Genomic DNA, 23,260 nt, shown 5'->3' with positions numbered 1-23,260 from the left:
GCTTGCGCCTTATCCGGCCTACACTAGCCGGGATCGCTGTGCGCTACCCGGCATCAGTTTTAGTGGTGTGAAGAGATCTTCACGCCGCCTTCCGGCACGGGCACATACGGGGTTTCTTTGTCGGTACGTTTATCGCTGTTGCGTACCTTCATCCAGGTGGTGAAACCGTAGAAGATAATACTGTACACCACCACCAGGAACAGAATACTCAAACCAGCGTTAGTGTAGTTGTTCACCACGATATGGTTCATGTTGGCAATCTGTTGCTCGGTCAGGTTGGTGCCGTTGGCAATCTTCTCTTTATACAGGTTTGCCATGTAGAAGAAACCTTCCATCTGTGGGTTGGCGCTGAACAGTTTCAGGCCCAGCGCCCAGGTGGTGCAGATCAGCAGCCATACCGCCGGGATCACCGTTACCCAGATGTACTTGGTGCGCTGCATTTTGATCAGTACCACGGTGCTCAACACTAGCGCCACGGCGGCCAGCATCTGGTTTGAGATACCGAACAGCGGCCACAGGCTCTTCACGCCGCCCAGCGGGTCGACCACGCCCTGATACAGCAGATAGCCCCACAAACCGACGCAGCCTGCGGTACCGATGATACCCGCGACCAGAGAATCGGTTTTTTTCAGGAACGGGACGAAGTTACCCAGCAAATCCTGCAACATAAAGCGGCCGGAACGGGTACCCGCATCCAGTGCGGTCAGGATGAACAGCGCTTCGAACAGAATACCGAAGTGATACCAGAAGCCCATATCCGCCATCGGCAGGACTTTGTGGAACACATGCGCGATACCTACTGCCAGCGTTGGCGCGCCGCCTGCGCGGTTCAATACTGACGGTTCACCGATATCTTTCGCAGTTTGCAGGATTTGTTCCGGGGAAATCACAAAGCCCCAGGAGCTGACGGTCGCCGCCGCGTGTGCGGTAACGTCTTTCAACTGCGCCATAATCAGCGGCGCGTTCTCGCCGCCCATCTCGTGCAGGTTTGGCATGGTAATGCCCAGACCTGCCGGCGGGGTGTTCATCGCGAAGTAGAGACCCGGTTCAATGATCGAGGCCGCCACCAGCGCCATCACCGCAACAAAGGACTCCATCAGCATCGCGCCGTAGCCGATAAAACGCGCATCGGTCTCACAGGCCAGCAGTTTCGGCGTGGTACCGGAAGAGATGAGCGCGTGGAAGCCAGAGACGGCGCCACAGGCGATGGTGATGAACAGGAACGGGAACAGAGCGCCTTTCCACAGCGGGCCGGTACCGTCGACGTACTGCGTCAACGCCGGCATTTTCAGTTCCGGGTTGAGGATCACAATCCCCAGCGCCAGACCGACGATCACGCCGATTTTCAGGAAGGTAGCGAGATAGTCGCGCGGGGCGAGGATCAGCCATACCGGCAGCAGCGCGGAAACAAAGGCGTAGCCGATCAGCGCGAAGGTAATGGTGGTGTCTTTAAAGGTCAGCGCCGGGCCCCAGTACGGGTCGTGGGCAATCACGCCGCCGAAGTAAATAGACGCCACCAGCAGCACGATACCAATAACGGAGACTTCGCCTACGCGTCCCGGACGCAGGAAGCGCATGTAGATGCCCATAAACAGCGCAATCGGCACCGTTGAGCAGACGGTGAAGACGCCCCACGGGCTTTCGGCCAGCGCTTTAACCACGATTAATGCCAGCACCGCGAGGATGATGATCATGATTAAGAAGCAGCCGAACAGCGCGATGGTGCCTGGAACGGTACCCATCTCTTCTTTGATCATCTCGCCAAGAGAGGCGCCGTTACGGCGGGAAGAGATGAACAGCACCATAAAGTCCTGCACTGCGCCCGCGAGCACCACGCCCGCCAGCAACCACAGCGTCCCCGGCAGATAGCCCATCTGCGCGGCCAATACCGGCCCGACCAGCGGACCTGCGCCGGCGATGGCGGCGAAGTGGTGACCAAACAGCACGTAGCGGTTAGTCGGCACGTAGTTCAGGCCGTCGTTATTGATAACCGCCGGCGTCGCGCGCGTCGGGTCGAGTTTCATGACCTTCTGGGCGATATACAGGCTGTAGTAGCGGTAAGCCACCAGATAGACGGAAACGGAAGCGACCACGATCCACAGGGCGCTCACGTGTTCACCCCGACGTAGGGCAACGACCGAGAGGCAGAAAGCACCGATGATTCCGAGAATCACCCAGGGTATGTGCTTGAATATCTTTTTCGTATCCATAGTAAAACCTGGTTGTAAGTTTAATTATCAGCCGAAGCTGGGTGGACATTGAGTTCGTGTTTGAGGAGGTAGATTGACTGCTATGCTGAGAGGATCTTGCCAGATCATCGCGCGCGTAAAGTTAGGTAAATCAGTGAGTGGTTGTATGGCGGTTTAAGCGGTCGGACGTACCGGTAAGCGGTTTCGCGGAGGAGGGCGTGGACTATTTTATGTGATTGAGATCACGATATAAAATGGGACGATCCTTGTTGCGCGGGGCGTCATAACGACTTAACTGAGCTAATCGTGATATTAATGGCGCGCATCCCATAAAGTTTTCCCTTTCCAGGCCGAAAATTCTGTATCTGTCTAGCGGAAAGAGAAAACATGTTAAAACGAATTAAAATTGTTACCAGCTTACTGCTGGTATTGGCGCTATTTGGCCTTTTACAACTGACATCCGGCGGGCTGTTCTTCAACTCGCTGAAGAATGACAAAGAAAACTTCACCGTATTGCAAACCATTCGTCAGCAGCAGTCTGCCCTGAATTCAACCTGGGTGGAGCTGTTGCAAACGCGTAATACCCTGAATCGCGCGGGTATCCGCTGGATGATGGACCAGAGCAATATTGGCAGCGGCGCAACTGTCGCTGAACTGATGCAGGGGGCGACCAATGCGCTGAAGCTCACCGAAAAAAACTGGGCGCAGTATGAGTCGTTACCGCGCGATCCACGTCAGAGTGAGGCGGCTTTCCTTGAGATCAAACGAACCTATGATATCTACCACGGCGCGTTGGCGGAGCTTATTCAGCTTCTTGGCGCGGGTAAGATTAACGAGTTTTTTGATCAACCGACTCAAAGCTATCAGGACGCTTTTGAGAAGCAGTACATGGCCTATATGCAGCAAAACGATCGTCTGTACGATATTGCTGTTGAGGATAACAACAGTTCCTACAACCAGGCGATGTGGGTACTGGTCAGTGTGCTGATTGCCGTTCTGGTGGTCATTATCGCCGTCTGGTTCGGCATCAAACTGTCGCTTATCGCCCCGATGAATCGTCTGATTGAAAGTATTCGCCATATCGCCAGCGGCGATCTGGTGAAACGTATTGATGTGGAAGGCTCTAACGAAATGGGGCAACTGGCGGACAACTTACGTCATATGCAGAGCGAACTGGTGCGTACCGTGGGCGATGTGCGCAACGGCGCCAACGCCATTTACAGCGGCGCCAGCGAGATTGCGATGGGCAACAACGATCTCTCTTCCCGTACTGAGCAGCAGGCAGCGTCTCTGGAAGAGACCGCCGCCAGTATGGAACAACTGACCGCGACCGTGAAACAGAACGCCGAAAACGCCCGTCAGGCCAGTCACCTGGCATTGAGCGCCTCTGAAACAGCGCAAAAAGGCGGCAAAGTGGTGGATAACGTCGTACAAACAATGCGCGATATCGCCTCCAGTTCGCAGAAAATCGCCGATATTATCAGCGTAATCGACGGTATTGCTTTCCAGACCAATATCCTGGCGCTGAATGCGGCGGTAGAAGCGGCGCGCGCAGGCGAGCAGGGACGCGGGTTCGCGGTGGTGGCCGGTGAAGTCCGTAATCTGGCCCAGCGTAGCGCGCAGGCGGCACGGGAGATCAAGAGTCTGATTGAGGATTCCGTGAGCCGTGTTGATGTGGGTTCGACGCTGGTCGAAAGCGCCGGTGAAACCATGGATGAGATCGTCAATGCAGTGACCCGCGTGACCGATATCATGGGCGAGATTGCCTCGGCGTCCGACGAGCAAAGCCGTGGTATCGACCAGGTGGGCCTGGCGGTAGCGGAGATGGATCGCGTAACGCAGCAGAACGCCTCGCTGGTGGAAGAATCCGCCGCCGCGGCTGCGGCGCTGGAAGAGCAAGCCAGCCGTCTGACCCAGGCCGTCGCGGTGTTCCGTATTCAACAGCAACAGCAGCGTGCGCGTGAAGTGGCAGCGGTAAAAACCCCGGCAGCCGTGTCGTCACCAAAGGCCGCTGTGGCCGATGGCAGCGATAATTGGGAAACGTTTTAAGGGCGTATGGTGAACAGTCGGCCTACAGATGACCGTAGGCCGAATGAGATGCTCACACTTTTGCCTGATGGCGCTTCGCTTATCAGGCCTGGCAGTCCGCGCAGGCCGATTTTAAACCAGCATCAGGCGCATGGCGCAGCGTGATTTATACGCCAGGCCGTGCGCCGCTTCCTCCTCTCTTTTCTGATATCGCGCGCTAATCCAACGTTGAGTGAAGGTGTGCGGTGATCCACAAAAAATGAATAAAGCAAGAGATTGCACGACAGGAGAGCCTTGTTTCGCGGCATCATAATTGCTGATGTGATAATCGTGAGAGGATACGATGCGCAAAGATGCCCTGCTTGCTTTCCTGATGAACCAAACGGATTTTTTTGATCCGGAAAATGTCAGTGAGGTGTTTACCGCGCGCTATCTGGCGCAGCGTTTTAATATGCAGCGCAATACCGCCAGCCATTATCTGAACCAACTGGTGGCGCAGGGCGTGCTCTGCAAAATCAATACCCGTCCCGTCTATTTCCTGCATAAGCAGGCATTTAGCCAACAGTTTTTTACCCTTTCGCGTAATGAATACGCCAGCGTCGCGGAGCTGTTAGCGCACGGGGAACAGGAGTGCGCGCCGGACGATCACTTTTCCCTGTTGATTGGCCATAACGAAAGCCTGAAGCGCCCGATTGAGCAACTGAAAACCGCGCTGTTTTATCCCGACGGCGGACTGCCGCTACTGATGACCGGCGAAAGCGGCACCGGGAAAAGTTATCTGGCGCAGCTCATGCACGAATATGCCATCGCCCAGGCGCTTCTGTCGCCGGATGCGCCATTTATCAGTTTTAATTGCGCCCAGTATGCGAGCAATCCCGAACTGCTGGCGGCGAATCTTTTTGGCTATGTGAAGGGCGCGTTTACCGGCGCGCAGAGCGACAGACCGGGCGCGTTCGAGGCGGCTGACGGCGGCATGTTATTTCTGGATGAAGTCCACCGGCTGAGCGCCGAAGGGCAGGAGAAGCTCTTTACCTGGCTCGATCGTGGTGAAATTTATCGGGTAGGCGACACCGCGCAGGGGCATCCGGTTTCGGTACGTTTGGTATTTGCGACGACCGAAGAGATACACAGTACCTTTCTGACGACATTTTTGCGGCGCATCCCGATTCAGGTCAACCTGCCGGATCTCCAGCACCGCAGCCGCCAGGAAAAAGAGGCGCTGATCTTACTGTTTTTCTGGACGGAGGCGAAAAAACTCTCGGCCACGCTTATCCTCAAACCGCGTTTGTTGCAGATCCTCAATCAGTATGTTTATCGCGGCAACGTCGGCGAACTGAAAAATGTGGTGAAGTATGCGGTGGCTACGGCATGGGCGAAAAAGCCTGGGCAGGAAACCGTTACCGTGTCGCTGCACGATCTGCCGGATGCCATGCTGTCGGCATTGCCGTCACTAAATGAATCGCTGGCGGACGACACGCCGGTGAGCATCTCGCCCGACACGAACCTGACCTGGCTGCTGCGCGCCCGCGACGAGATGCAGGGCATGATCCATGATACGCAGTGTCATGTGCTGGCGCTGTACGAGCTGGTACGTAGCGGGAAAGAGGGGTGGGAGACGGTACAAAAAAGAATGGGCGATGAAATTGAAGCTCTCTTCGATCGTCTGATTTTTACCGGCGACGATAATGTGCACTCCCAGCGGTTGCTGTTAATTACAAGCCAGGTGCGGGAAGAGTTTTATCGTCTGGAGAAGCGTTTCAATATGCAGCTTAACGGCAACTGTATTTACGCGCTTAGCCACTATTTAATCCATCGTACCGCACTGGCGCCTTCTCGTCTCAACAGCGAGCAGATCCGCCAACTGGACGCCTTCCTCGCCCAGAAATATCCGCTGCTGTACAGCTTCTGTTTACAAATTCTGGAGACGCTGGGCCAGAAGCTGGATCTGGAGCCGAGACGCATTGATATGCTGCTGCTGGCGCTTTGGCTGCATAAACAGGGGGCTAACAACCAAAAACAGGTGACGCATGCGGTGATTCTGGCGCACGGCTATGCCACCGCCAGCAGTATCGCCAACGTCGCCAACCGGTTACTGAAAAATACGATTTTTGAATCGTTCGATATGCCGTTGGACGTCACGCCGGAGGCGATAGCGCAGCAGGTGATGCGCTATCTGGAAGGGCACCCGCTCGCCTCTGGCCTGATGATTCTGGTGGATATGGGATCGCTCAAGGCCATTCATCGTCATTTTGATCGCGCGCTTTCCACGCCGGTGACGATTATCAACAACGTATCGACCAGCATGGCCCTGTATGTCGGGGAGCGTATTTTACAGGGGCATTTTATTGAAGAGATCGCCCGCGATATCGCCCGGGATGTGCCGGTCGAGTATCAGCTCTACTGGCCGAAAAGCAACAAACCGCGCGCCATACTGACTACCTGCGCGACCGGTATCGGTGTGGCGACTAATCTTTGCGCATTACTGAGCGCCAGTATTCCGCAGGCGCTGGAGATTGACGTCGTCGCCTGCGATTATGCGATGCTGGCGAGCAATAAAACCCAGGAGCCGGTATTTATGCGCTACGACGTACTGGCGATAGTCGGCACTCTGGACCCGCACATCGCCAGCGTGCCGTGGATTTCGCTCGACTCGCTGATCTCCGGCGAGGGGAACCACTATCTGATGCGGCTGTTTGGTTCGCTGACCACGCCGGAGCAGGTGGCGGAGATCAATAACCTGCTGCTGAAAAACTTCTCGCTCCGAAGAGTGATCGAATCCGTCACCATCCTCGACACCAGCAAAGTCATCAACCACGTTGAGCAGTTTCTGCTGCGCTATGAGCATCTGGCGGGCGTTACCGTCTCGAATGAAAGAAAGGTGGCGCTCTATGTGCATATTAGTTGCCTGATTGAGCGTCTGATCCGCCATGCGGGCATTACTGCTTATAGTGGACAACAGTGTCCGGAACAGGAACTGAATCGGCTACGGGAAGCGTTTAGTGTCATTGAGAGTAACTACAGTGTCAAAATCCCCACCGCCGAGCTTGGCTATATCCATAATATTCTGACCTTCGAAACAGAACTTATCGAGCAAGATCAACAGTTTTAACGATTCCTCTCTGTTAACCCGCATCTTTTTTCGGCGCGCCACTTTTTCTGGCACGCCGCTTGCTCTCTTTTATCACAGTGGAATGTGTTTTAGAGGTCAGGATGAAGAGACATTATATTTTCGCCAGCCACGGCACGCTGGCCAGCGGGGTTTTAAACTCCGTGGAGCTGATTTTAGGCAAACGGTCAAATGTCTGGACGCTGTGCGCTTACGTTGAAGAGAGCGTGGATTTAAGCCAGCAGGTAGATACGCTAATTGCCCGGATCCCGCCGGAAGATGAAATTATTGCGCTGACCGATATTTTTGCCGGCAGCGTGAATAATGAATTTGTCCGTTATTTATCACGGGAAAATTTTCATCTGCTGGCAGGGATTAACCTGCCGCTGGTTATCGATCTCTTTATGTCGGAAAACGATGGCAATACCACGCATACCATAATGACGGCGTTAGCGGATTCAAAAGAAAATATTCAGTACTGCAATCAAACTATCACCAGCGCCATGCAAAGCGATAAAGATTTTTAAGGGGAGGAAGCGTCATGATTGTTTTTTTACGGGTGGATCATCGTTTATTACATGGACAGGTCGCCTTTTCCTGGACGCAGTACGTTGGCGCCGACTGTATTTTAATTGCCAACGACAGCGTACCTAATGATGACCTGCGTAAAACCACCATTAAAATGGCGAAGCCGCCCGCGGTGAAGCTGGTTATTAAAAATATTGCCGATTCAATTGAAGCGATAAAAAGCGGCGTTACCGATAAATATAAACTTTTTATTGTTGTTGAATCCGTGGCGGATGCGTACCGGCTGGCGCGCGAATTACCCGACATTAAAAGTATTAATTTAGGCGGCACGAAGGTGCGTGAAGGGAGTCAGAATATTGCTAAAGCCATCAATCTGTTAGCGGATGAAATGACTCAACTTCGGGAGCTGGCGGCTGGCGGAGTAGAGATAGAAATTCGGCTGGTGCCTAACGATCGTAAACAACTTTTTGCCTGAGCGGATACCCTCCTGAGGACATATTATGGTAGAGGCGCTTTTACTTGGACTGGTGGCGTTTATCGCCCAGTCTGAATATGCATTAGGGACGTCGCTGATTTCCAGACCTATCGTGACCGGACTGTTAACCGGACTGGTGCTGGGCGACATGGAAACCGGAATTGTGATGGGCGCGACGCTGGAGTTGGCGTTTATCGGTTCCTTTTCGGTGGGTGCGTCGCTGCCGCCGGATGTGGTCACTGGCGGTATTTTAGGTGTGGCCTTTGCGATTAATTCCGGCGCCGGGGCGGAAACCGCGCTGTTATTAGGTTTGCCTATCGCGACACTGGCGTTAATTGTGAAAAATATCTATAACGGAATGTTTATTCCGTTGCTCTGTCATAAAGCCGATGCTTACGCTGAGGTAGGGGATACCCGGGGCATTGAGCGTATGCATTTAATCTCCGGCATTGGGCTGTCGCTGACGTTGGGGATTATCGTCACGGTCTCTTATTTAGCGGGCGTGAATATGGTTAAAGGTTTTCTGGATGCCATTCCAGAGTTTATTAAACATGGATTAAGCGTTGCCACCGGTATTATTCCCGCGCTGGGTTTTGCCATGCTGGCGCGCTTATTAATTAATAAAAAGGTCGCCCCCTATTTTTTCCTCGGTTTTGTTTTAATGGCGTATTTAAAAATTCCGGTGACGGGTATTGCGATTCTTGGCGCGATCGTCGCCGTCGTGATGGTCAATATGCCGAAATTTGCGGCCTCGCAACCGGCACCTGCGCAAGGAGCGTCTCATGACGATGAAGATGATTTCTGATAAAGACCGCCAGCAGGCGGAAACCACAGGACTGGTCACCGCGCGTGATTTACGCCGCGTTTTCTGGCGGTCATTCCAGATGGAGTTTTCCTGGAACTATGAACGACAAATGAACCTGGCGTTCGTCTATACGCTCATTCCGGTATTAAAGAAACTGTATAGCCGAAAAGAAGATCTTGCCGAAGCGCTAAAACGCCATCTGGCTTTCTTTAATACCACGCCGCACATTGTGACGTTGATCCTCGGTATTACCGTGGCGATGGAGGAGAAAAATAGCCAGCAGAAAGAGATGGACGCCAGTTCTATCGATAACGTCAAAGCGTCGTTAATGGGGCCGCTGGCGGGTATTGGCGACTCTTTTTTCTGGGGAACATTGCGTCTTATCGCCACTGGCATCGGTACCAGTCTGGCGCTGAAAGGCAATATTCTGGGGCCGATTTTATTTCTGCTGGTGTTTAACGTACCGCATATTCTGGCCCGATGGTTCTTTACCCGCTGGGGCTATGTGCTGGGAACCGGCGTACTGCAACGTATTCAGCAAAGCGGAATGATGGAAAGCCTAACCTATGGCGCCTCGATTATCGGTCTGATGGTGGTTGGCGCGATGACGGCCTCCATGATTGATATCACCATTCCCATTACGTTTGGTACGGGAGAGGCGAAAACCCATGTTCAGGACATTATTAACGACATCATGCCTTGTCTGCTGCCGTTAATTAGCTTCGCCATTGTGTACTGGCTGTTAGGGAAAAAAGTGAAACCGTTAACCATCATTGGCGGTATTGCGCTGGTGGGAATTTTCGGTTCCTGGATAGGGTTATTTTAAGAGGGATACACAATGTCACCAACCATGCTGACCTATATTAACGAAGAGTCTGACGTCCTGGCGAATATTATTCTCCGCCATCGCCAGTCGCTGGAAGAAGTATCGCGGTTCGCCAGCCAAAAAACGTTACGGCGAATCCTGATATTAGCCACCGGATCGTCATTGAATGCCGCCTTTTGCGCCCGTTATTTCTTTGAGCGCTGCGGTATCTCTATCGATATTAAAGAGCCGTACACCTTTAGTCATTATGAGAATAGCGATCCGCAAGCCGATATGGTTATTGCTATTTCCCAGAGCGGGAAAAGCGCTTCCACCCTGGAGGCGATGCGTAAAGTTCAGGCGCAGGGACGTCCGGTATTCGCTCTGACCGCCGATCCGCAAAGCCCTTTTGGCAAGGCCAGCGATTATCCACTGGATATTCTGACCGGGATTGAGTCCGTCGGCTTTGTTACCCGTGGATTTAGCGCGACGGTACTGAATCTGTTGCTTATCGCGTTGTTAATTGCCCGTCAGCAGCAGCGACTGACGGAATCGCAGGTCGAGGAGTATGTGGCGCAGCTTCAACGCATCGCGGCAACCCTGCCGTTGGTTATCGTGCGTACGGAAGCGTTTATTCACCAGCACCAGTCCGTTTTACGAAACGGGACGCGTTTTGTGGCGATAGGCTACGGCGCGCTGGTTGGGGTGGCAAAAGAGTTGGAAACTAAATTTACCGAGACGGTGCGTGTTCCCTCAAGCGGGTTTGAGCTGGAAGCCTATATGCACGGCCCGTATCTGGAAGCCAATGCGGAACATGTGATGTTCTTCTTTGAGGACCGGCCCGACGCGCGCTCCAGGGCGCTACGGGAGTATATGACGCCTGCGGTCGCCAAAACCTTTACTCTCACGCTGGCGAAGGCGGCACAGGATGACCAGACGCTTGCGCTGGATGTGGCGGTTGATCACCATTTCTCGCCATTGCTGTTGATTGTGCCGGTACAACTCATGGCGTTTCATATCGCCTCACTGAAAGGCATCGACCTTTCGGTACGCATTTTTGACGATTTCGATCGCGTTTTAAAAAGTAAAATCTGAACAATCAGGAGAAAAATATGTTGGGTTTTAATCAGGACGAGTACCTGACGAGTGCTCGTGAGATCATCGCTGCGCGCCAGAAGGCAGAACAGGTTGCTGACGAGATTTATCAGGACGGGTTCAGTTCTTTATTTTTCGCCTCTGTTGGCGGTTCACTGGCGCCAATGATGGCAATTAATGAATTTGCCAAAGAATTAACAACGTTGCCGGTTTATGTTGAGCAGGCGGCAGAATTAATTCATAAAGGAAATAAGCGGCTGAATAAAGACTCTGTGGTTATTACGCTGTCTAAATCCGGTGATACCAAAGAATCGGTGGCGATCGCCGAGTGGTGTAAAGCGCAGGGAATACGCGTAGTCGCTATTACCAAAAATGCGGACTCTCCGCTGGCGCAGGCGGCGACATGGCATATTCCGATGCGTCACAAAAATGGCGTGGAATATGAATATATGCTGCTGTACTGGCTGTTTTTCCGCGTGCTGTCGCGCAATAACGAATTCGCCAGTTACGATCGCTTCGCCAGCCAACTGGAAATTCTGCCGGCGAATCTGCTGAAAGCGAAACAAAAATTTGATCCGCAGGCCGATGCTATCGCCAGCCGTTATCATAACAGCGATTATATGATGTGGGTCGGCGGCGCGGAGATGTGGGGCGAGGTCTATCTGTTCTCCATGTGTATCCTGGAAGAGATGCAGTGGAAGCGCACGCGCCCCGTCAGCTCTGCGGAATTTTTCCACGGCGCTCTGGAGCTGCTGGAAAAAGAGGTGCCGCTCATTCTGGTGAAAGGGGAAGGGAAATGCCGCGTGCTGGATGAACGCGTTGAGCGCTTCGCCAGTCAGATTACCGATAACCTGGTGGTGATTGATCCGAAAGCGTATGCGCTGGACGGTATTGATGATGAGTTCCGCTGGATCATGGCGCCGTGTGTTGTTTCGACATTGTTAGTTGACCGACTGGCGGCGCACTTTGAGAAATATACCGGCCACAGTCTGGATATTCGTCGTTACTACCGTCAGTTCGATTATTAACAGAAAGGGGCGTGTAGCATATACAGTGCCTGATGGCGCTTCGCTTATCAGGCCTACGCGCCAGTTTATTGATAAAGATGATGTGTAGGCCGGGTAAGGCGCAGCCGCCACCCGGCATATACGACATTCTCTTTTAACCCTCAACATTCACCACTTTGATCTCCACCATGCCAATCCCCAATTTGCGCGGCGAATGGCCCAAAATATTACCTTCGTTGGTGGAGACGGGAGCGGGCGGCGCAATGACTAGGGTATTCGCATCCGTCGGGTTGTTGAAATGCAGCGTGATAGTGGACACATCGTGACCCAGCACCAGCGTCTGTTCTTCGTTGCCTACGCGTACCGGAATCGGCCGATTCGCGTTGTCGCCGAAGGCTTTGGCGGTGATCACCAGATCAAACTTTTTCGGCAGCGGCGCTTTATATTCGATTTTAACCTCATCGCCCAACTGCGCATTTGACCAGCGCCCCCAGGACTCCGGCCGGGAAATGCCGCTAAACTGCTTCACCTCCTCCGGCGCGCCCGCGACATTAAAGATAAAGCTATCAGCTTTATAACGAATATCGTTATCGACAATCTTTAAGGTATCGACGTTGCCTTTGTAGCGTTCCATATCGATCATCGTGTCTTTAAACGCAGTCTTACCCTGCCACTGCGCTTTATCGACATGCTGTACGGTTTGCTGCCCGCCAAGCTGCCCCTGCGAGACGCACCAGTCGGTGGAGAGCGCCAGCGCCGGCGCCCATAGCTGCGCCATTTTGTAGCAGCGATCGATCCAAACGAAATTATCGCGCGGGGCGAAGTCGGCCAACTGGAACCGTAGCGGAGCGGAGTATTCACTTTCCGGTAACGGCTCGACGCGCTTATCCGATACGCGCAGTAGTAACGGCAGGCGGAAGTGGCTCCCGGAAAACGCGATCATGTTTTTGTCCCGATCGACGGTAAAATCTTTTATCTCTTTCGGGAAATTCCACAGGCGAATGATATCCGGCTTCATCGCCAGCACTTTCTCTTTTACATTCAGGAACACTTCCGACAGCGACTGCCCGGAAAGGCTGCTACGTCCCAGACCGATAAAATTATCGCCGCCGAGAATATCCAGCACCGTTGCGCCGTTGTCCATCGTGTTGCGTTTGACCGCCAGCGTCTCCTGCTGTGGTTTATCGCCGCGCAGAATGAAAAACAGATTGTTGCGATCTTGCTTATTCAGGTATTTCCAGGCGGTATTGTTCATCGCCAGATGGTCGGAAGAGACGACGATAACGGTATCTTTAAACCACGGTGACGCTTTGATTTTGTTGATAAACTCGGCGATGTTTTCCTGGCTGCAACTTACGGCGCTAAAGGACTGGTTGGGCTTGCCGTCGTAATCGTAGCGTTTGCGGTTGCAGGTGCGTGAGATAAACCCGTCCGGGTGGTGAGTATCTACGGTCAGCGTAAACAGCGAAAAACGCTGGCCTGAGCGGGAAAGCGCTTCAAATTTCTTCCATGCCTCATCAAGCACCGTATCGTCGTAGAAGCCCCAGTCGTTACGATAAGACGGGTCTGCCACCACCGTTTTCAGCTCTTCAGCGCCGTACAGATGATCAAATCCGTGTGATTTCAGGAACACGTCTTTCCCGGCAAAACGCAGGTTAGCGCCCTGCACGAAATAGTTCTGGTAGCCGGAGTTTTTCAGAATATCGCCGAGGCAGATATTCTGCGGGAAGAAGCTGGAAACCGACGCTGAGGCATTGCCCTCAAACGGCGCAAACAGCGGAATACCGCACTGGGAAGCCACCATCCCGGCGATGGTGTAATCCGTTCCCGGCAGTTGCATGGTATGGCTGAAATCCAGCCCTTCATTTTTAAGCGCGCCCAACTCTGGCGTGAGATTGGGGAAAGCGTCATTATCAAAATAGGTCCGTTCCAGGCTCTCGCCGTAGATATAGACCAGATTGAGCTTCGGATGAGGAATGGTTTTTGCTGGTTCTTTATAATAAACGGCAAAATCCGGATCGCCATCGCGCATTTGTGATTTTACCAGTTCGGTAATCTGGCGAAACGCCGGACTGGCGTCGACCGAACCCAACGCCAGCAGTAACGCCAGCAGGCTGTAACCGACATGATGAGGATGGTGACGGCGGCGGCGTAGTACCCATCCCAGCGCGCCAAATACCGCCACTAACGCCAGGGCAATGCCGATTCCCGGCAGAATATATTTGCCGACTCCCGCTCCCGTCAGACTATTCGTGAGCGTATAAAGCACTGCGTCGTTGATCCCGTCGCCGGTAAAATAGTCGCTGGCATACAGGGTAATATTCAGAATGACAAAAAGTCCCAGCACCGTGAGAGTGGCGGCAAACCACCAGGTGTTACGGCCCGCCTTCCAGGCATATATCAGCACAGAGGCGAGAAACAGAGCGACAGAGAGCAACTCGGACAACTGACGATCCTCAATAAACCAGGCTTATCGCTGGCAGGAAAAAATTTCTAACAATGTAATAGCGATGTCACATTGCTGCAATTCTAATGACTTTACACGGCGCTACTATTTAGAATGAGTTTAGAAAGTTGTTTTTTTGATCGGCATCACTTCCTGACATAGCGGTTAATAACAGGAAAAGACGAAAGGAAAAGTCGGGTTAATGCCGTGCTGGCGGGTAAAGGGCCAAAACACGGCTTTTATCAGGACGTCCCGGCGTGGCGCACGGTCAGAAAAACGCAGTCAGGAAAGGAAATTCAGCCCTTGCTGCAACACCAGATCGCAAGCTTTGGTTTTCACCTTTTCCGCCAGCGGCGTACTGCCGATATTATTGAGGTTCAACTGCTGGCCGTCCTTCGTCTTGAGCAACCCTTGCAGGCCGTTCAGGTAGTTAGTGTCCTGCTCCTGCTGTGTAGTATCCAACCCCAACTTGTTCAGAATCTGATTTTTAACGTTTTCCACGTTGGTAGCGGACGCCAGCTTCTGTTTGGCGCAGTACTGCAAAATTCCGGCGGCATTATTCATATTATCAGCGCTGAGCGACTGGGCGCCGTTGCTGAGCAGACCGGTTAGCGCCGAAAGCGACATCCCGCCCTGCTGTGCGTTCGCGCCCTGAGCGCTTAACTGACTGGCGGCGCTGGAAAGCGAATCCTGCCAGGAGGCGGCGATACCGCTGGTGGAAATCAGTACGCAGGCGACCGCCGCGCAGCACAGAACATGTTTCGCTGTATTCATGGTAATCACCTGTGTTATGCCAGCCAGGCGTTGTATCGCCCTGGCGCACGTTGCAATTTAATACTCTTTACCCGTCACCCGGCTGCGGTAACTGTCCCAGGTAAAATTAACCCATAAACTGTTGCCGAGACGCATACGGTCCATGACGCGTTCGCCAAGCATTTTCGTCATCTCTTCCATATTGCTGTTCGTCAACATGCCGGTGGGACGTTTTGACGAGGAACGACGATCGACAATTTGATTGATGATCACTTTTTCATAACGGGATTCGGTCTGCACGCCGATCTCGTCGATCACCAGCAGATCAACGTTACTCAGATCGTTAAGCAACTGCTCTTCGCTGGTTTCCCGATTGCTGAACGTGTCTTTCATCGCTGACATAATATCCGCTACGGTGATAATCAGTACCGACTTTCCGCGCAGCAGCAGCTCATTACAAATAGCCGCGGCGAGATGATTTTTACCGGTTCCCGGCTTGCCGGAAAAGACAAAGCTGGCGATATTGCCGTCAAATTCATCAACGTACTGTCGGGCTTTACTTAACGCGTTCATTTGTCCGTCGCACTCAACCCGATAGTTATCAAACGAGCAGTTCTGATGCAGCGGTCGAATGCCGGAACGGTTAAAGGTGCGCTGCATTTTCATTGCCCGGTTTTCCCGCGCCAGCGCCGCCGCCCGGATCTCGCCTTGCTCTTTCTGCCACGCCAGCAGTTCTTCGCCCGTTTTAAACGCCGGCGTAATATGCGCAGGCATCATTTTTTGTAGACGCTGCATCAGGTCGCCAACATTTTTCATCGTTACCCCCTAAAACCTGGTGGAATATGATTGTCAGGTTCGCTGACGCTATTGATGTCGCGCTGCGGCATTCCGCCATTGCTGGAACGGCTGATTTGCACGCTGCGCGCCAGCTTTTGCTGCCACTGGATATGGTGAAAAACCTTACCTTCCGCCTGCCAGTAGGCGATAAACGCCGCCAGCTCTTCTGCGGTGACCGGCTCCCGAAGCGCCACGCCCCAAAGGGCAGCCTGACGCTGAAAATCCGCATCCGGTTGCCAGGCTGGATACATGGCGAATTTTCCGCAGGGAATCGCAACGGGGGCGGCTTCGGGTTCTTCGTAAAATTGCGCGTCTAACGCCACATCGCTTCCCGGACGTGATAACTTTTCTTCAAGCGCCAGCAGTTCAGCCATGCGTGCAGGCGTCACGGCATAAAAGGCAGGCGCATTATTAGCGAATACCGCCACTGCGCCGCCCGTTGACTTCGCCAGCACAGCATGATGATCGTGTAAAAGGACGTCAATACCGATGACGTCCGACGTTAAAATTCTGGAAGACATAATGTTTCTCAATATGGAACAACAACCGAGAAGGGCGACTGTTTTTATAGTACCACACAGACCTGTAAGAACAGCAGGAGGCGTTCCACCGATCACACGCGGGGGCGTTTGCGGTACAGCCATAATCCCGGTACAGAGAGGCCAATTGAGAGCGCGCCAACAATGGAAGAGGCTTTCAGAAAATTGGTTAGCAGCGTAATCATCATTGGTTCGCTATAGCCCAGATGGCTAATTTTTACTGCGGAAATCATCGCGGTATAGGCGGAAATCCCCGGAAACATCGGGATCACGGCCGCGACGGTAAACACTTTAGGGTGAGCGAGATACCAGCGTGACCACTGAATACCAATACTGCCGACCAGCAGCGAAGCCATAAACGTCGACCATTCGATATTAAAGCCAGCGCTCATCATCAGCATACGCGAGCCATGACCCAGCGCCCCCAGTAGCGCGCACCACGGAAGTGCCCGGTGGGGAACATTAAAGACCATCGCAAACCCGACGGCGGGGATCGCAGACAAGATCATGTCCTGCATTAGCGCCAGTAAAAAGTCGATTATACCCATCCTCGTAGCCCCCATACTGTCATTGACATCACTACGCCCACACAGGTGGCCAGTGTCAACAGGCTGGCGATAGCCCAGCGCGCCAGCCCGGTATTAATATGTCCTTTAAACATATCTGCGACGGAATTAATCAGCGGAAAGCCCGGCACCAGTAGCAGTACGCTCGCCGCCATGGCGATAGTGGGCGTCTGGCTAAAGGCGGGGAGGGTGAGCATCAGCCCGGAAATCGTGGTAGCGACAAAGGCGGTAATGCAAAAATTGATCTGCGGATGTAAATGCCGCTGCGCCAGCATCTGGCGAATATACATGGCTATCATACTGGCGAAAAAGGTGATAACCGCGCCATCCCAGCCGCCATTATTCAGCTTACAAAAGCAGGAGCAGGAAAGACCGACCATAAACGCCACCAGCCAGCGCGGATAACGCAGCGGGCGGAGCTGGCTAAAACGTTTTTCCACGCCTTTGTAATCCAGCAGACGATGTTCCGCAAGGATAACGATATGCTGAACCTCCGTGACGACGTGCATATTAATGCCGCGATCCTGGTTTTTACGTGTCGATGTCAGACATTGTCCGTCTTTAATGGTCGTCAGTACAATGGCGTTAGAGGAGATCGCGCTTTCGACGCTATCCATACCGAGCGCCAAACCGAGGCGGGTGGAAAGCTCATCAACCAGTGCGCTTTCCGCCCCGTGCTGCAATAAAAACAGCCCGCATTGAATACATAACCGTGTTACTGCTCGTTGAATTGATTGCTCTTCTTGCATGACTCGTCCTGTCCGAAAAGACATTTTATGCGCCGCCACTATGACAGAGGCTTCCTTTTTAACACGAAGCGCAGGCATGATGGCGTTGGTTAAGATCAATTTCTTGTTGATAAAAACGTCAACCGCCAGACGCAACGCATAAGCTTTCTGAGACGTGCGCTTCGTCACAGGCAGGATATCCTTATGGGCGACGGTTCTCGTATGTCCGTTTCCAGAATAGAGACATTATGCCAGCCTGGCCGTTCATTTTTGAATCAATGATGTGGTGAATTTTATCAACGACATGCATTAATTGTTTTACAACAATGGCGTGAGCAGCAGGTGTAAAAATAGGCGTGACTTAGTGTAATTTGCAGATATTACATGGATTTTATGGGTGACAGTCAGTATTGTTGGGCTTTTATTTCAGGATTCAGCAATATGAATGAAGGACGAACTCATATTTTAAATTTATTAATATGATGAGTTTCGTTAGAATTACTAATGTGCAAATTTAGTTAATTTAATTGTCTTGCTTCTGGTTTTATGAGTAACTATGCGATAGTGATTTCATGTTTTTGTGCTATGTGGATTGTAGCGCAATCAATGTTATATTTTTAAAAATAAAACAAGGATAATTAATCCACTCGGCTTATATTTCTTTGCGCTCATTGTTAATAGTATTTTTATTAATGGGACAATGAAAAGGGGCGGCGTGGGTGCGGAGGAATTATGCTGCCAGGATGCTGCAAAAATGGACTTATTATCAGTAAAACCCCCCTTATACAGGAAGGCCTTAAAGGGGCTATAACAGGTAATTTCCCCGATTATAAACTGGCGTATTGCCGTACGATAGAAGAGCTAACGCTGCTACAACTACGTCGAAGTAATTTAGTTATTGCTGATTTAGCAGTTAACAATGCCTCTCCCCGTGCTATCTGCGAATATTTTTATAGCTTACTCTCGCAATATCGCGACATACATTGGGTATTTCTGGTTCCTAAATCCAGCTATCCACATGCGGTTGATCTCCTGATGGGCCCCGTCAGCACCTTGCTTTCAGACGAAGAGCCAATCGAGAATCTTATTAGCGTTATCCATGCGGGAAACGCTCGTTCGGAAAGAATAAGCAAAACGTTATTATCGCCTCAGGTACCGTCTGAAATTCAGCAGTCCCACGACAGGCCGATTGTCCTTACGCTGTCTGAACGAAAAGTATTACGCCTTTTAGGAAAAGGGTGGGGCATTAACCAAATTGCGGCATTACTTAAAAAAAGTAATAAAACAATTAGCGCCCAAAAAAATAGCGCCATGCGACGCTTATCAATACACAGTAATGCAGAGATGTATGCATGGATAAACAGTTCTCAGGGAGCCAGAGAATTGAACCTACCTTCGGTATATGGAGAAACCATGGAATGGAAAACAGAATCAGCAAGAGAAATGTTGCGCTCGTAGAAAAATGCGTGATGAGCACCATTGGTATTAAAGGGCTATTTGATGCAATGCCGGATTGCCGACATACGCTTCATATTTTTTCAAAACCATCCGCGTTTTATAAGGCTGCGCTAAAGACGCCGTTTTCTGCCGTTATTTTTTCTCTTTCTGCGTTAAGAACTGAACGCCGGACAGGATTATCCAGCCTGACGGAACTGGCGATAAATTATCCCCATATGCGGCGTCTGGTGATTGCAGATGATGATGCTGAAGCCCGCTTAATCAGCGCGCTATCCCCGCTGCCGCTGGATGGGGTCATCAGCAAAGCGTCGCCGTTGGATGTTTTACAGGATGCCTTATTTACATCGCTTAATAGCGCCCGGCGGACAACGGAGCGTACAGATAATCTTTGGGAACTTCACCAGAATTGTATGCTTAGTCCAACCGAGCGGGAGATTCTGCGTTTTATGTCGAACGGCTACTCAATGCCGCAAATTGCCGTCCAGTTAGAACGTAACATTAAGACTATCCGGGCGCATAAGTTTAATGTGATGTCCAAGCTGGGCGTGAGTTCTGATGCCGGGTTACTCGATGCGGCGGATATTCTGTTATATCTGCGCGCCGGAGATGCTACCGCGCTCCAGCATCGGGTATAGCCCGCGCCGGATGCGCCGTGCTTGTTCGGGGAATCCGGGGGTCAGGCACGTTATTGGCACACGTCTACCCAGGTCGCCGATGTCAGTTCAGCCATTCTTTCCGGCGCGATGCGTACTGCGCTGTGCGTGGCGCCTGCGGCAGGCAATACTTCGTTATACCCCTTCAGAGAGATGTCGCAATAAACGGGCAGCGGGTGCTCCAGCCCAAAGGGACATACGCCGCCGACAGGATGTCCGGTTGCATTGACCACTTCATCGCTGCTCAACATACGGGCTTTTGCGCCGAAAGTGCTTTTAAGCTTCTTATTATCCAGGCGGGCATCGCCTTTGGCGACCACCAGGATAATAGTGTCTTTTACTTTAAGCGAGAGCGTTTTAGCTATCTGCCCTGGCTCTACATTGTGCGCTTTGGCTGCCAGTTCGACTGTCGCTGTACTTTGATTTAATTCGATAATTTCAATATCGGGAGCATGATCGGCCAGAAATTGCCGTACAGATTGCAGACTCATTCTTCTCTCCTGAGACCTTACCAATAGCCACGGTAGACCCAAAAATGGCAAAACGTAATTTGGCATACGGAGAGCGCAGCTGTAAATATAATAATGTGACAGGCCAGCAGCAGTAAGCCGTGACGATAACTGAAGGCAACGTAACGCAGTTTACTTTAGCGTGCAGTCGCCGCACTGCTGTACGTCAGGTAAGCGGTAACGTTGGCAGCAGGTTCTGCGTACCAGAAGACCGTCGCGCATTACGACGGTCCGCCACAGCGGGTTATCCTGACCGTCGGATAGCTGCTTTTCAAAAAAACAGCGCTGGCGTAGCGTTGCCAGCAGGGCTTCGCCAAGCAGCGGTTTCATCTCAGTCAGATACCAGTTGATTAAATAACCGGTATTGTTCCAGATAAGTTTCGCGTTGATGTCGCCAGTCGCCTCCAGCGCCTGAATGACCGGCTGTAGTGCGGAGACTACCAGCGTTTCCATTCGTTCTTCCGGGGAACGCCCCGTTGTCAGGTTATCCTGATGCACATCAAGCCAGAAACATGCGGCGCGCCCGGTTTCATGAAATTCAACGTGAATATGTTCTGCCGAGACATTGATAGCGCGCGCTTGCGTCAGTAATGCCAGCATCAGCGGCGGCGTCATCAGCCCGATATACCATTGCGCCCACAGGGAGAGTAACGGCTTATTTTCACGTGGCAGGCCTGGCGTGTGGCGATAGATGTGATCGGAATAGGCGGCCAGCAATGAACGAAACGTCGCGGGGCGCGTCCACTGGGCAAGAGTCATCGCCGTTGGCGGCGGCGTTTCATCCAGCCGAATGAAGTCCAACAGGTGCTCACGGGTAGAGGCGATCGTCTCGCGTACTGCGTCCGCCAGCGAGGCGTCTTCCGGCTGGGGAGCAGCTCGCCAGATAATATCGTCAGCAATCGGTGCGGAACGGTAGGCCATAGCGCAGTTTAATGATGTTAATCTAAATGATAATGATTGCTAATCCTATCGATAGCGATAAACGATGGCAAGCGGTTTATGGTTAACGCTGTTGGCGTAGCACGATTACGCCAGCAGGATTCATAGGGCGCGCATGTCGTCGCTGACCAGAATGTGGTTACGTCCAAGATGCTTGGCTTCGTAGAGCGCTTTATCCGCTTTTTCGATAGCGTCTCCGATATTGCGATCCGTCAGGGGCGCAATGCCGATACTGACAGTGACATTGGTGGCGACGCTTTCGTTAAACATATGCGGGATTTTAAGATCGTATACTTCCTGTCGGATACGTTCTGCGGTAGCGCGGGCTTGCTGTGGTTCTGCGGTGGTCAGCAACACCAGAAATTCTTCCCCGCCAAAACGGCAGACGACATCGCGCGATCGCACGGCGTCCCGAATTGCCGCTGAGACGCGAATTAACGCCTGATCGCCCATCATATGACCGTAGTGATCGTTATACGCTTTGAAATGATCGATATCCAATAGCAGGACGTAGTGTTCATGGCTGCCCGGCGCCTGTAACGTATCCAGCCGATTTTGCAGGCCACGGCGGTTATATAAGCCGGTTAATGGATCAAGCATACTCAGGCCATTGAGGGTTTCCCGCTCGGCCAGCAGCTTAAACATGAGCTGCTGGGCAAAGTTATCGTAGCGTTTCTGGATAACATGTTGAATAGCGATTCCCACCATTGGCAGGGCCAGCAAATAGAGAATTCGCAAACCTTGTTCATTACCATTCAGCCACAGGCAGACCGCGACTGGCGGTAGCGAATAGAGCGTAAACGCGACGATATTCGCGGCAAAGGCTATCGAGCCGATAAACAGAACGCTAAGCAGGGAAATCAGTAAAAAAGAGAAATCATAATGGCCTAATGCCGGATACTTTAGCGCAATATGCGCCGCCCATATTCCCCCAAAGAGTAGGGAGATAAAGGGGAGATTAATTCTTTTTTGTCCATATTTCCCATGCCATATCAACAGTAATACGCTCAGGACCATTATCCCAATCATTGGCGTGCAAAATACATTGATTTGATAAAGGGGGAAAACGAGAGTAAATAGCGCCGACACGGCGTTGAGAAACAAGAAAAGACGTAAAGAAAACTGATACTTCTTAATACGAAGCGACCGCCAGGATGGTGTTGTCATGGGTAATTGTCGTTATTTATCGGTGATATACACGGAATCGGGCGCCAACATGAAAATAACGTATGAGAAAAGGTCGCCTAAAGCGAGGTGTTGTTGTTTTTACGTTAACAGTCGGACAATTTATCACCTTACTGAATACGTGTCATCAACCGTTAAGTAAAACTCATCTCTTTAGCTTCCTCCCTGGCTGACAAATGAGAAAATATATCATATGATATTAGTTATCATTATCAATTCCAGAGGTGAAACCATGTTGCAGCGAACGTTAGGCAGCGGATGGGGCGTATTATTGCCTGGAGTGATTATTGTTGGACTGGCGTTTATCGGCCTGTCAGCTTATGCGCTGAAGCTGTTGATTGTATCAGGATTGCTACTGTCTGCGCTGATGTTGTATCACAAACAATTACGGCATTTTGTACTGCTGCCATCGTGTATAGCGCTTATTGGCGGCATGATGTTGGCAATGATGAACTGGAATCAGGGATGAAAATGAAGAGACAAAGGAAGGATAAGATAATTGGTGCGAGGGGGGGGACTTGAACCCCCACGTCCGTAAGGACACTAACACCTGAAGCTAGCGCGTCTACCAATTCCGCCACCTTCGCACAGTTATCTTACTTTTTGATA

At 51.9% G+C, this 23,260-nt stretch carries 21 protein-coding genes, 1 tRNA gene and 1 pseudogene; 11 read left to right on the top strand and 12 right to left on the bottom strand.

Translation table 11 applies throughout. The annotated features are described in order from the left end of the window. Window positions 1-59: 59 nt before the first annotated feature. Complete coding sequence (gene btsT, locus J4645_RS14940) at window positions 60-2,210, bottom strand: pyruvate/proton symporter BtsT (protein ID WP_000379929.1); 2,151 nt, start codon at window positions 2,208-2,210, stop codon at window positions 60-62. Between the two features lie 366 nt (window positions 2,211-2,576). Here btsT and tsr point away from each other — a divergent pair, with 366 nt between their 5' ends. Beyond that, window positions 2,577-4,238: a methyl-accepting chemotaxis protein gene (tsr, locus tag J4645_RS14935; RefSeq protein WP_000919521.1), complete on the top strand. Its 1,662-nt coding sequence runs from the start codon at window positions 2,577-2,579 to the stop codon at window positions 4,236-4,238. Between the two features lie 111 nt (window positions 4,239-4,349). Here tsr and J4645_RS22260 read toward each other — a convergent pair. Further along, window positions 4,350-4,424, bottom strand: a pseudogene (locus J4645_RS22260) (GNAT family N-acetyltransferase); the annotation flags it as partial. 136 nt (window positions 4,425-4,560) lie between these two features. Between J4645_RS22260 and J4645_RS14930 the strand changes: the two are divergent. The 7 genes from J4645_RS14930 to J4645_RS14900 all read left to right on the top strand — a co-directional run bounded on the left by J4645_RS14930 (window position 4,561) and on the right by J4645_RS14900 (window position 12,059). Further along, window positions 4,561-7,326: a sigma-54-dependent transcriptional regulator gene (locus J4645_RS14930; RefSeq protein ID WP_023214706.1), complete on the top strand. Its 2,766-nt coding sequence runs from the start codon at window positions 4,561-4,563 to the stop codon at window positions 7,324-7,326. 101 nt (window positions 7,327-7,427) lie between these two features. Beyond that, window positions 7,428-7,850 (top strand): PTS sugar transporter subunit IIA, encoded by a 423-nt coding sequence (locus J4645_RS14925; RefSeq protein ID WP_000820693.1) that lies wholly within the window; start codon window positions 7,428-7,430, stop codon window positions 7,848-7,850. 14 nt (window positions 7,851-7,864) lie between these two features. Continuing rightward, window positions 7,865-8,326, top strand: coding sequence for a PTS system mannose/fructose/N-acetylgalactosamine-transporter subunit IIB (locus tag J4645_RS14920; RefSeq protein WP_000634729.1), 462 nt, complete (start codon window positions 7,865-7,867; stop codon window positions 8,324-8,326). 25 nt (window positions 8,327-8,351) lie between these two features. Next, on the top strand, window positions 8,352-9,131 hold the full coding sequence (locus tag J4645_RS14915; RefSeq protein WP_000228866.1) for a PTS mannose/fructose/sorbose/N-acetylgalactosamine transporter subunit IIC: 780 nt from the start codon (window positions 8,352-8,354) through the stop codon (window positions 9,129-9,131). Further along, window positions 9,109-9,957 carry a PTS system mannose/fructose/sorbose family transporter subunit IID gene (locus J4645_RS14910; RefSeq protein ID WP_000178065.1) on the top strand — a complete coding sequence of 283 codons (849 nt, stop codon included), beginning with the start codon at window positions 9,109-9,111 and terminating at the stop codon, window positions 9,955-9,957. The genes J4645_RS14915 and J4645_RS14910 overlap by 23 nt, the downstream gene beginning before the upstream one ends. Before the next feature lie 12 nt (window positions 9,958-9,969). Further along, window positions 9,970-11,031 carry an SIS domain-containing protein gene (locus J4645_RS14905; protein WP_000075417.1) on the top strand — a complete coding sequence of 354 codons (1,062 nt, stop codon included), beginning with the start codon at window positions 9,970-9,972 and terminating at the stop codon, window positions 11,029-11,031. A 17-nt stretch (window positions 11,032-11,048) separates the two neighbouring features. Next, entirely contained in the window at window positions 11,049-12,059 is a 1,011-nt protein-coding gene (locus tag J4645_RS14900) for an SIS domain-containing protein (protein ID WP_023214707.1), read from the top strand. Window positions 12,060-12,192: 133 nt separating this feature from the next. Here the strand turns inward: J4645_RS14900 and opgB are convergent, their stop codons facing one another. The 6 genes from opgB to J4645_RS14870 form a co-directional block, all read right to left on the bottom strand. Continuing rightward, on the bottom strand, window positions 12,193-14,484 hold the full coding sequence (gene opgB / locus J4645_RS14895; RefSeq protein WP_023214708.1) for a phosphatidylglycerol--membrane-oligosaccharide glycerophosphotransferase: 2,292 nt from the start codon (window positions 14,482-14,484) through the stop codon (window positions 12,193-12,195). Between the two features lie 282 nt (window positions 14,485-14,766). Further along, window positions 14,767-15,258, bottom strand: coding sequence for a DUF2501 domain-containing protein (locus J4645_RS14890; protein ID WP_001090316.1), 492 nt, complete (start codon window positions 15,256-15,258; stop codon window positions 14,767-14,769). Window positions 15,259-15,315: 57 nt separating this feature from the next. After that, complete coding sequence (dnaC, locus tag J4645_RS14885) at window positions 15,316-16,053, bottom strand: DNA replication protein DnaC (RefSeq protein WP_000799924.1); 738 nt, start codon at window positions 16,051-16,053, stop codon at window positions 15,316-15,318. A gap of 2 nt (window positions 16,054-16,055) precedes the next feature. Further along, window positions 16,056-16,595, bottom strand: coding sequence for a primosomal protein DnaT (gene dnaT, locus J4645_RS14880; protein ID WP_000098578.1), 540 nt, complete (start codon window positions 16,593-16,595; stop codon window positions 16,056-16,058). Window positions 16,596-16,687: 92 nt separating this feature from the next. Then, window positions 16,688-17,161, bottom strand: coding sequence for a threonine/serine exporter (locus tag J4645_RS14875; protein WP_000511329.1), 474 nt, complete (start codon window positions 17,159-17,161; stop codon window positions 16,688-16,690). Beyond that, window positions 17,152-17,928 carry a threonine/serine exporter ThrE family protein gene (locus tag J4645_RS14870; RefSeq protein ID WP_001674846.1) on the bottom strand — a complete coding sequence of 259 codons (777 nt, stop codon included), beginning with the start codon at window positions 17,926-17,928 and terminating at the stop codon, window positions 17,152-17,154. Before J4645_RS14870 ends, J4645_RS14875 begins: the two co-directional genes overlap by 10 nt. 711 nt (window positions 17,929-18,639) lie before the next feature. Between J4645_RS14870 and J4645_RS14865 the strand changes: the two genes are divergently transcribed. Further along, window positions 18,640-19,365: a response regulator transcription factor gene (locus tag J4645_RS14865; protein WP_000936659.1), complete on the top strand. Its 726-nt coding sequence runs from the start codon at window positions 18,640-18,642 to the stop codon at window positions 19,363-19,365. Beyond that, window positions 19,326-20,000, top strand: coding sequence for a DNA-binding transcriptional activator BglJ (gene bglJ / locus J4645_RS14860; protein ID WP_000431546.1), 675 nt, complete (start codon window positions 19,326-19,328; stop codon window positions 19,998-20,000). The genes J4645_RS14865 and bglJ overlap by 40 nt, the downstream gene beginning before the upstream one ends. A 50-nt stretch (window positions 20,001-20,050) precedes the next feature. Here the strand turns inward: bglJ and J4645_RS14855 are convergent, their stop codons facing one another. From J4645_RS14855 to J4645_RS14845, 3 genes are all read right to left on the bottom strand, one after another. Continuing rightward, window positions 20,051-20,509: a YbaK/EbsC family protein gene (locus tag J4645_RS14855; protein WP_000058269.1), complete on the bottom strand. Its 459-nt coding sequence runs from the start codon at window positions 20,507-20,509 to the stop codon at window positions 20,051-20,053. Window positions 20,510-20,659: 150 nt separating this feature from the next. Further along, on the bottom strand, window positions 20,660-21,448 hold the full coding sequence (fhuF, locus tag J4645_RS14850; protein ID WP_001645896.1) for a siderophore-iron reductase FhuF: 789 nt from the start codon (window positions 21,446-21,448) through the stop codon (window positions 20,660-20,662). Window positions 21,449-21,568: 120 nt separating this feature from the next. Further along, window positions 21,569-22,633 carry a GGDEF domain-containing protein gene (locus tag J4645_RS14845; protein WP_000211204.1) on the bottom strand — a complete coding sequence of 355 codons (1,065 nt, stop codon included), beginning with the start codon at window positions 22,631-22,633 and terminating at the stop codon, window positions 21,569-21,571. A 250-nt stretch (window positions 22,634-22,883) separates the two neighbouring features. Here J4645_RS14845 and J4645_RS14840 point away from each other — a divergent pair, with 250 nt between their 5' ends. After that, the gene (locus J4645_RS14840) at window positions 22,884-23,120 is read left to right on the top strand and encodes a DUF1435 domain-containing protein (protein WP_000941878.1); all 237 of its coding nucleotides are present in this window, start codon (window positions 22,884-22,886) and stop codon (window positions 23,118-23,120) included. 31 nt (window positions 23,121-23,151) lie between these two features. Here the strand turns inward: J4645_RS14840 and J4645_RS14835 are convergent. Continuing rightward, a tRNA-Leu gene (locus tag J4645_RS14835) sits at window positions 23,152-23,238 on the bottom strand. Between the last annotated feature and the right edge of the window lie 22 nt (window positions 23,239-23,260).

This window comes from Salmonella sp. 32082101201600294FB01SM01, assembly GCF_017572865.1.
GTDB classification, from domain to species: Bacteria; Pseudomonadota; Gammaproteobacteria; order Enterobacterales; family Enterobacteriaceae; genus Salmonella; species Salmonella enterica.
The sequence above is the reverse complement of the archived record's forward strand: the minus strand, read 5'-3'. Positions and strand labels throughout refer to the sequence as shown.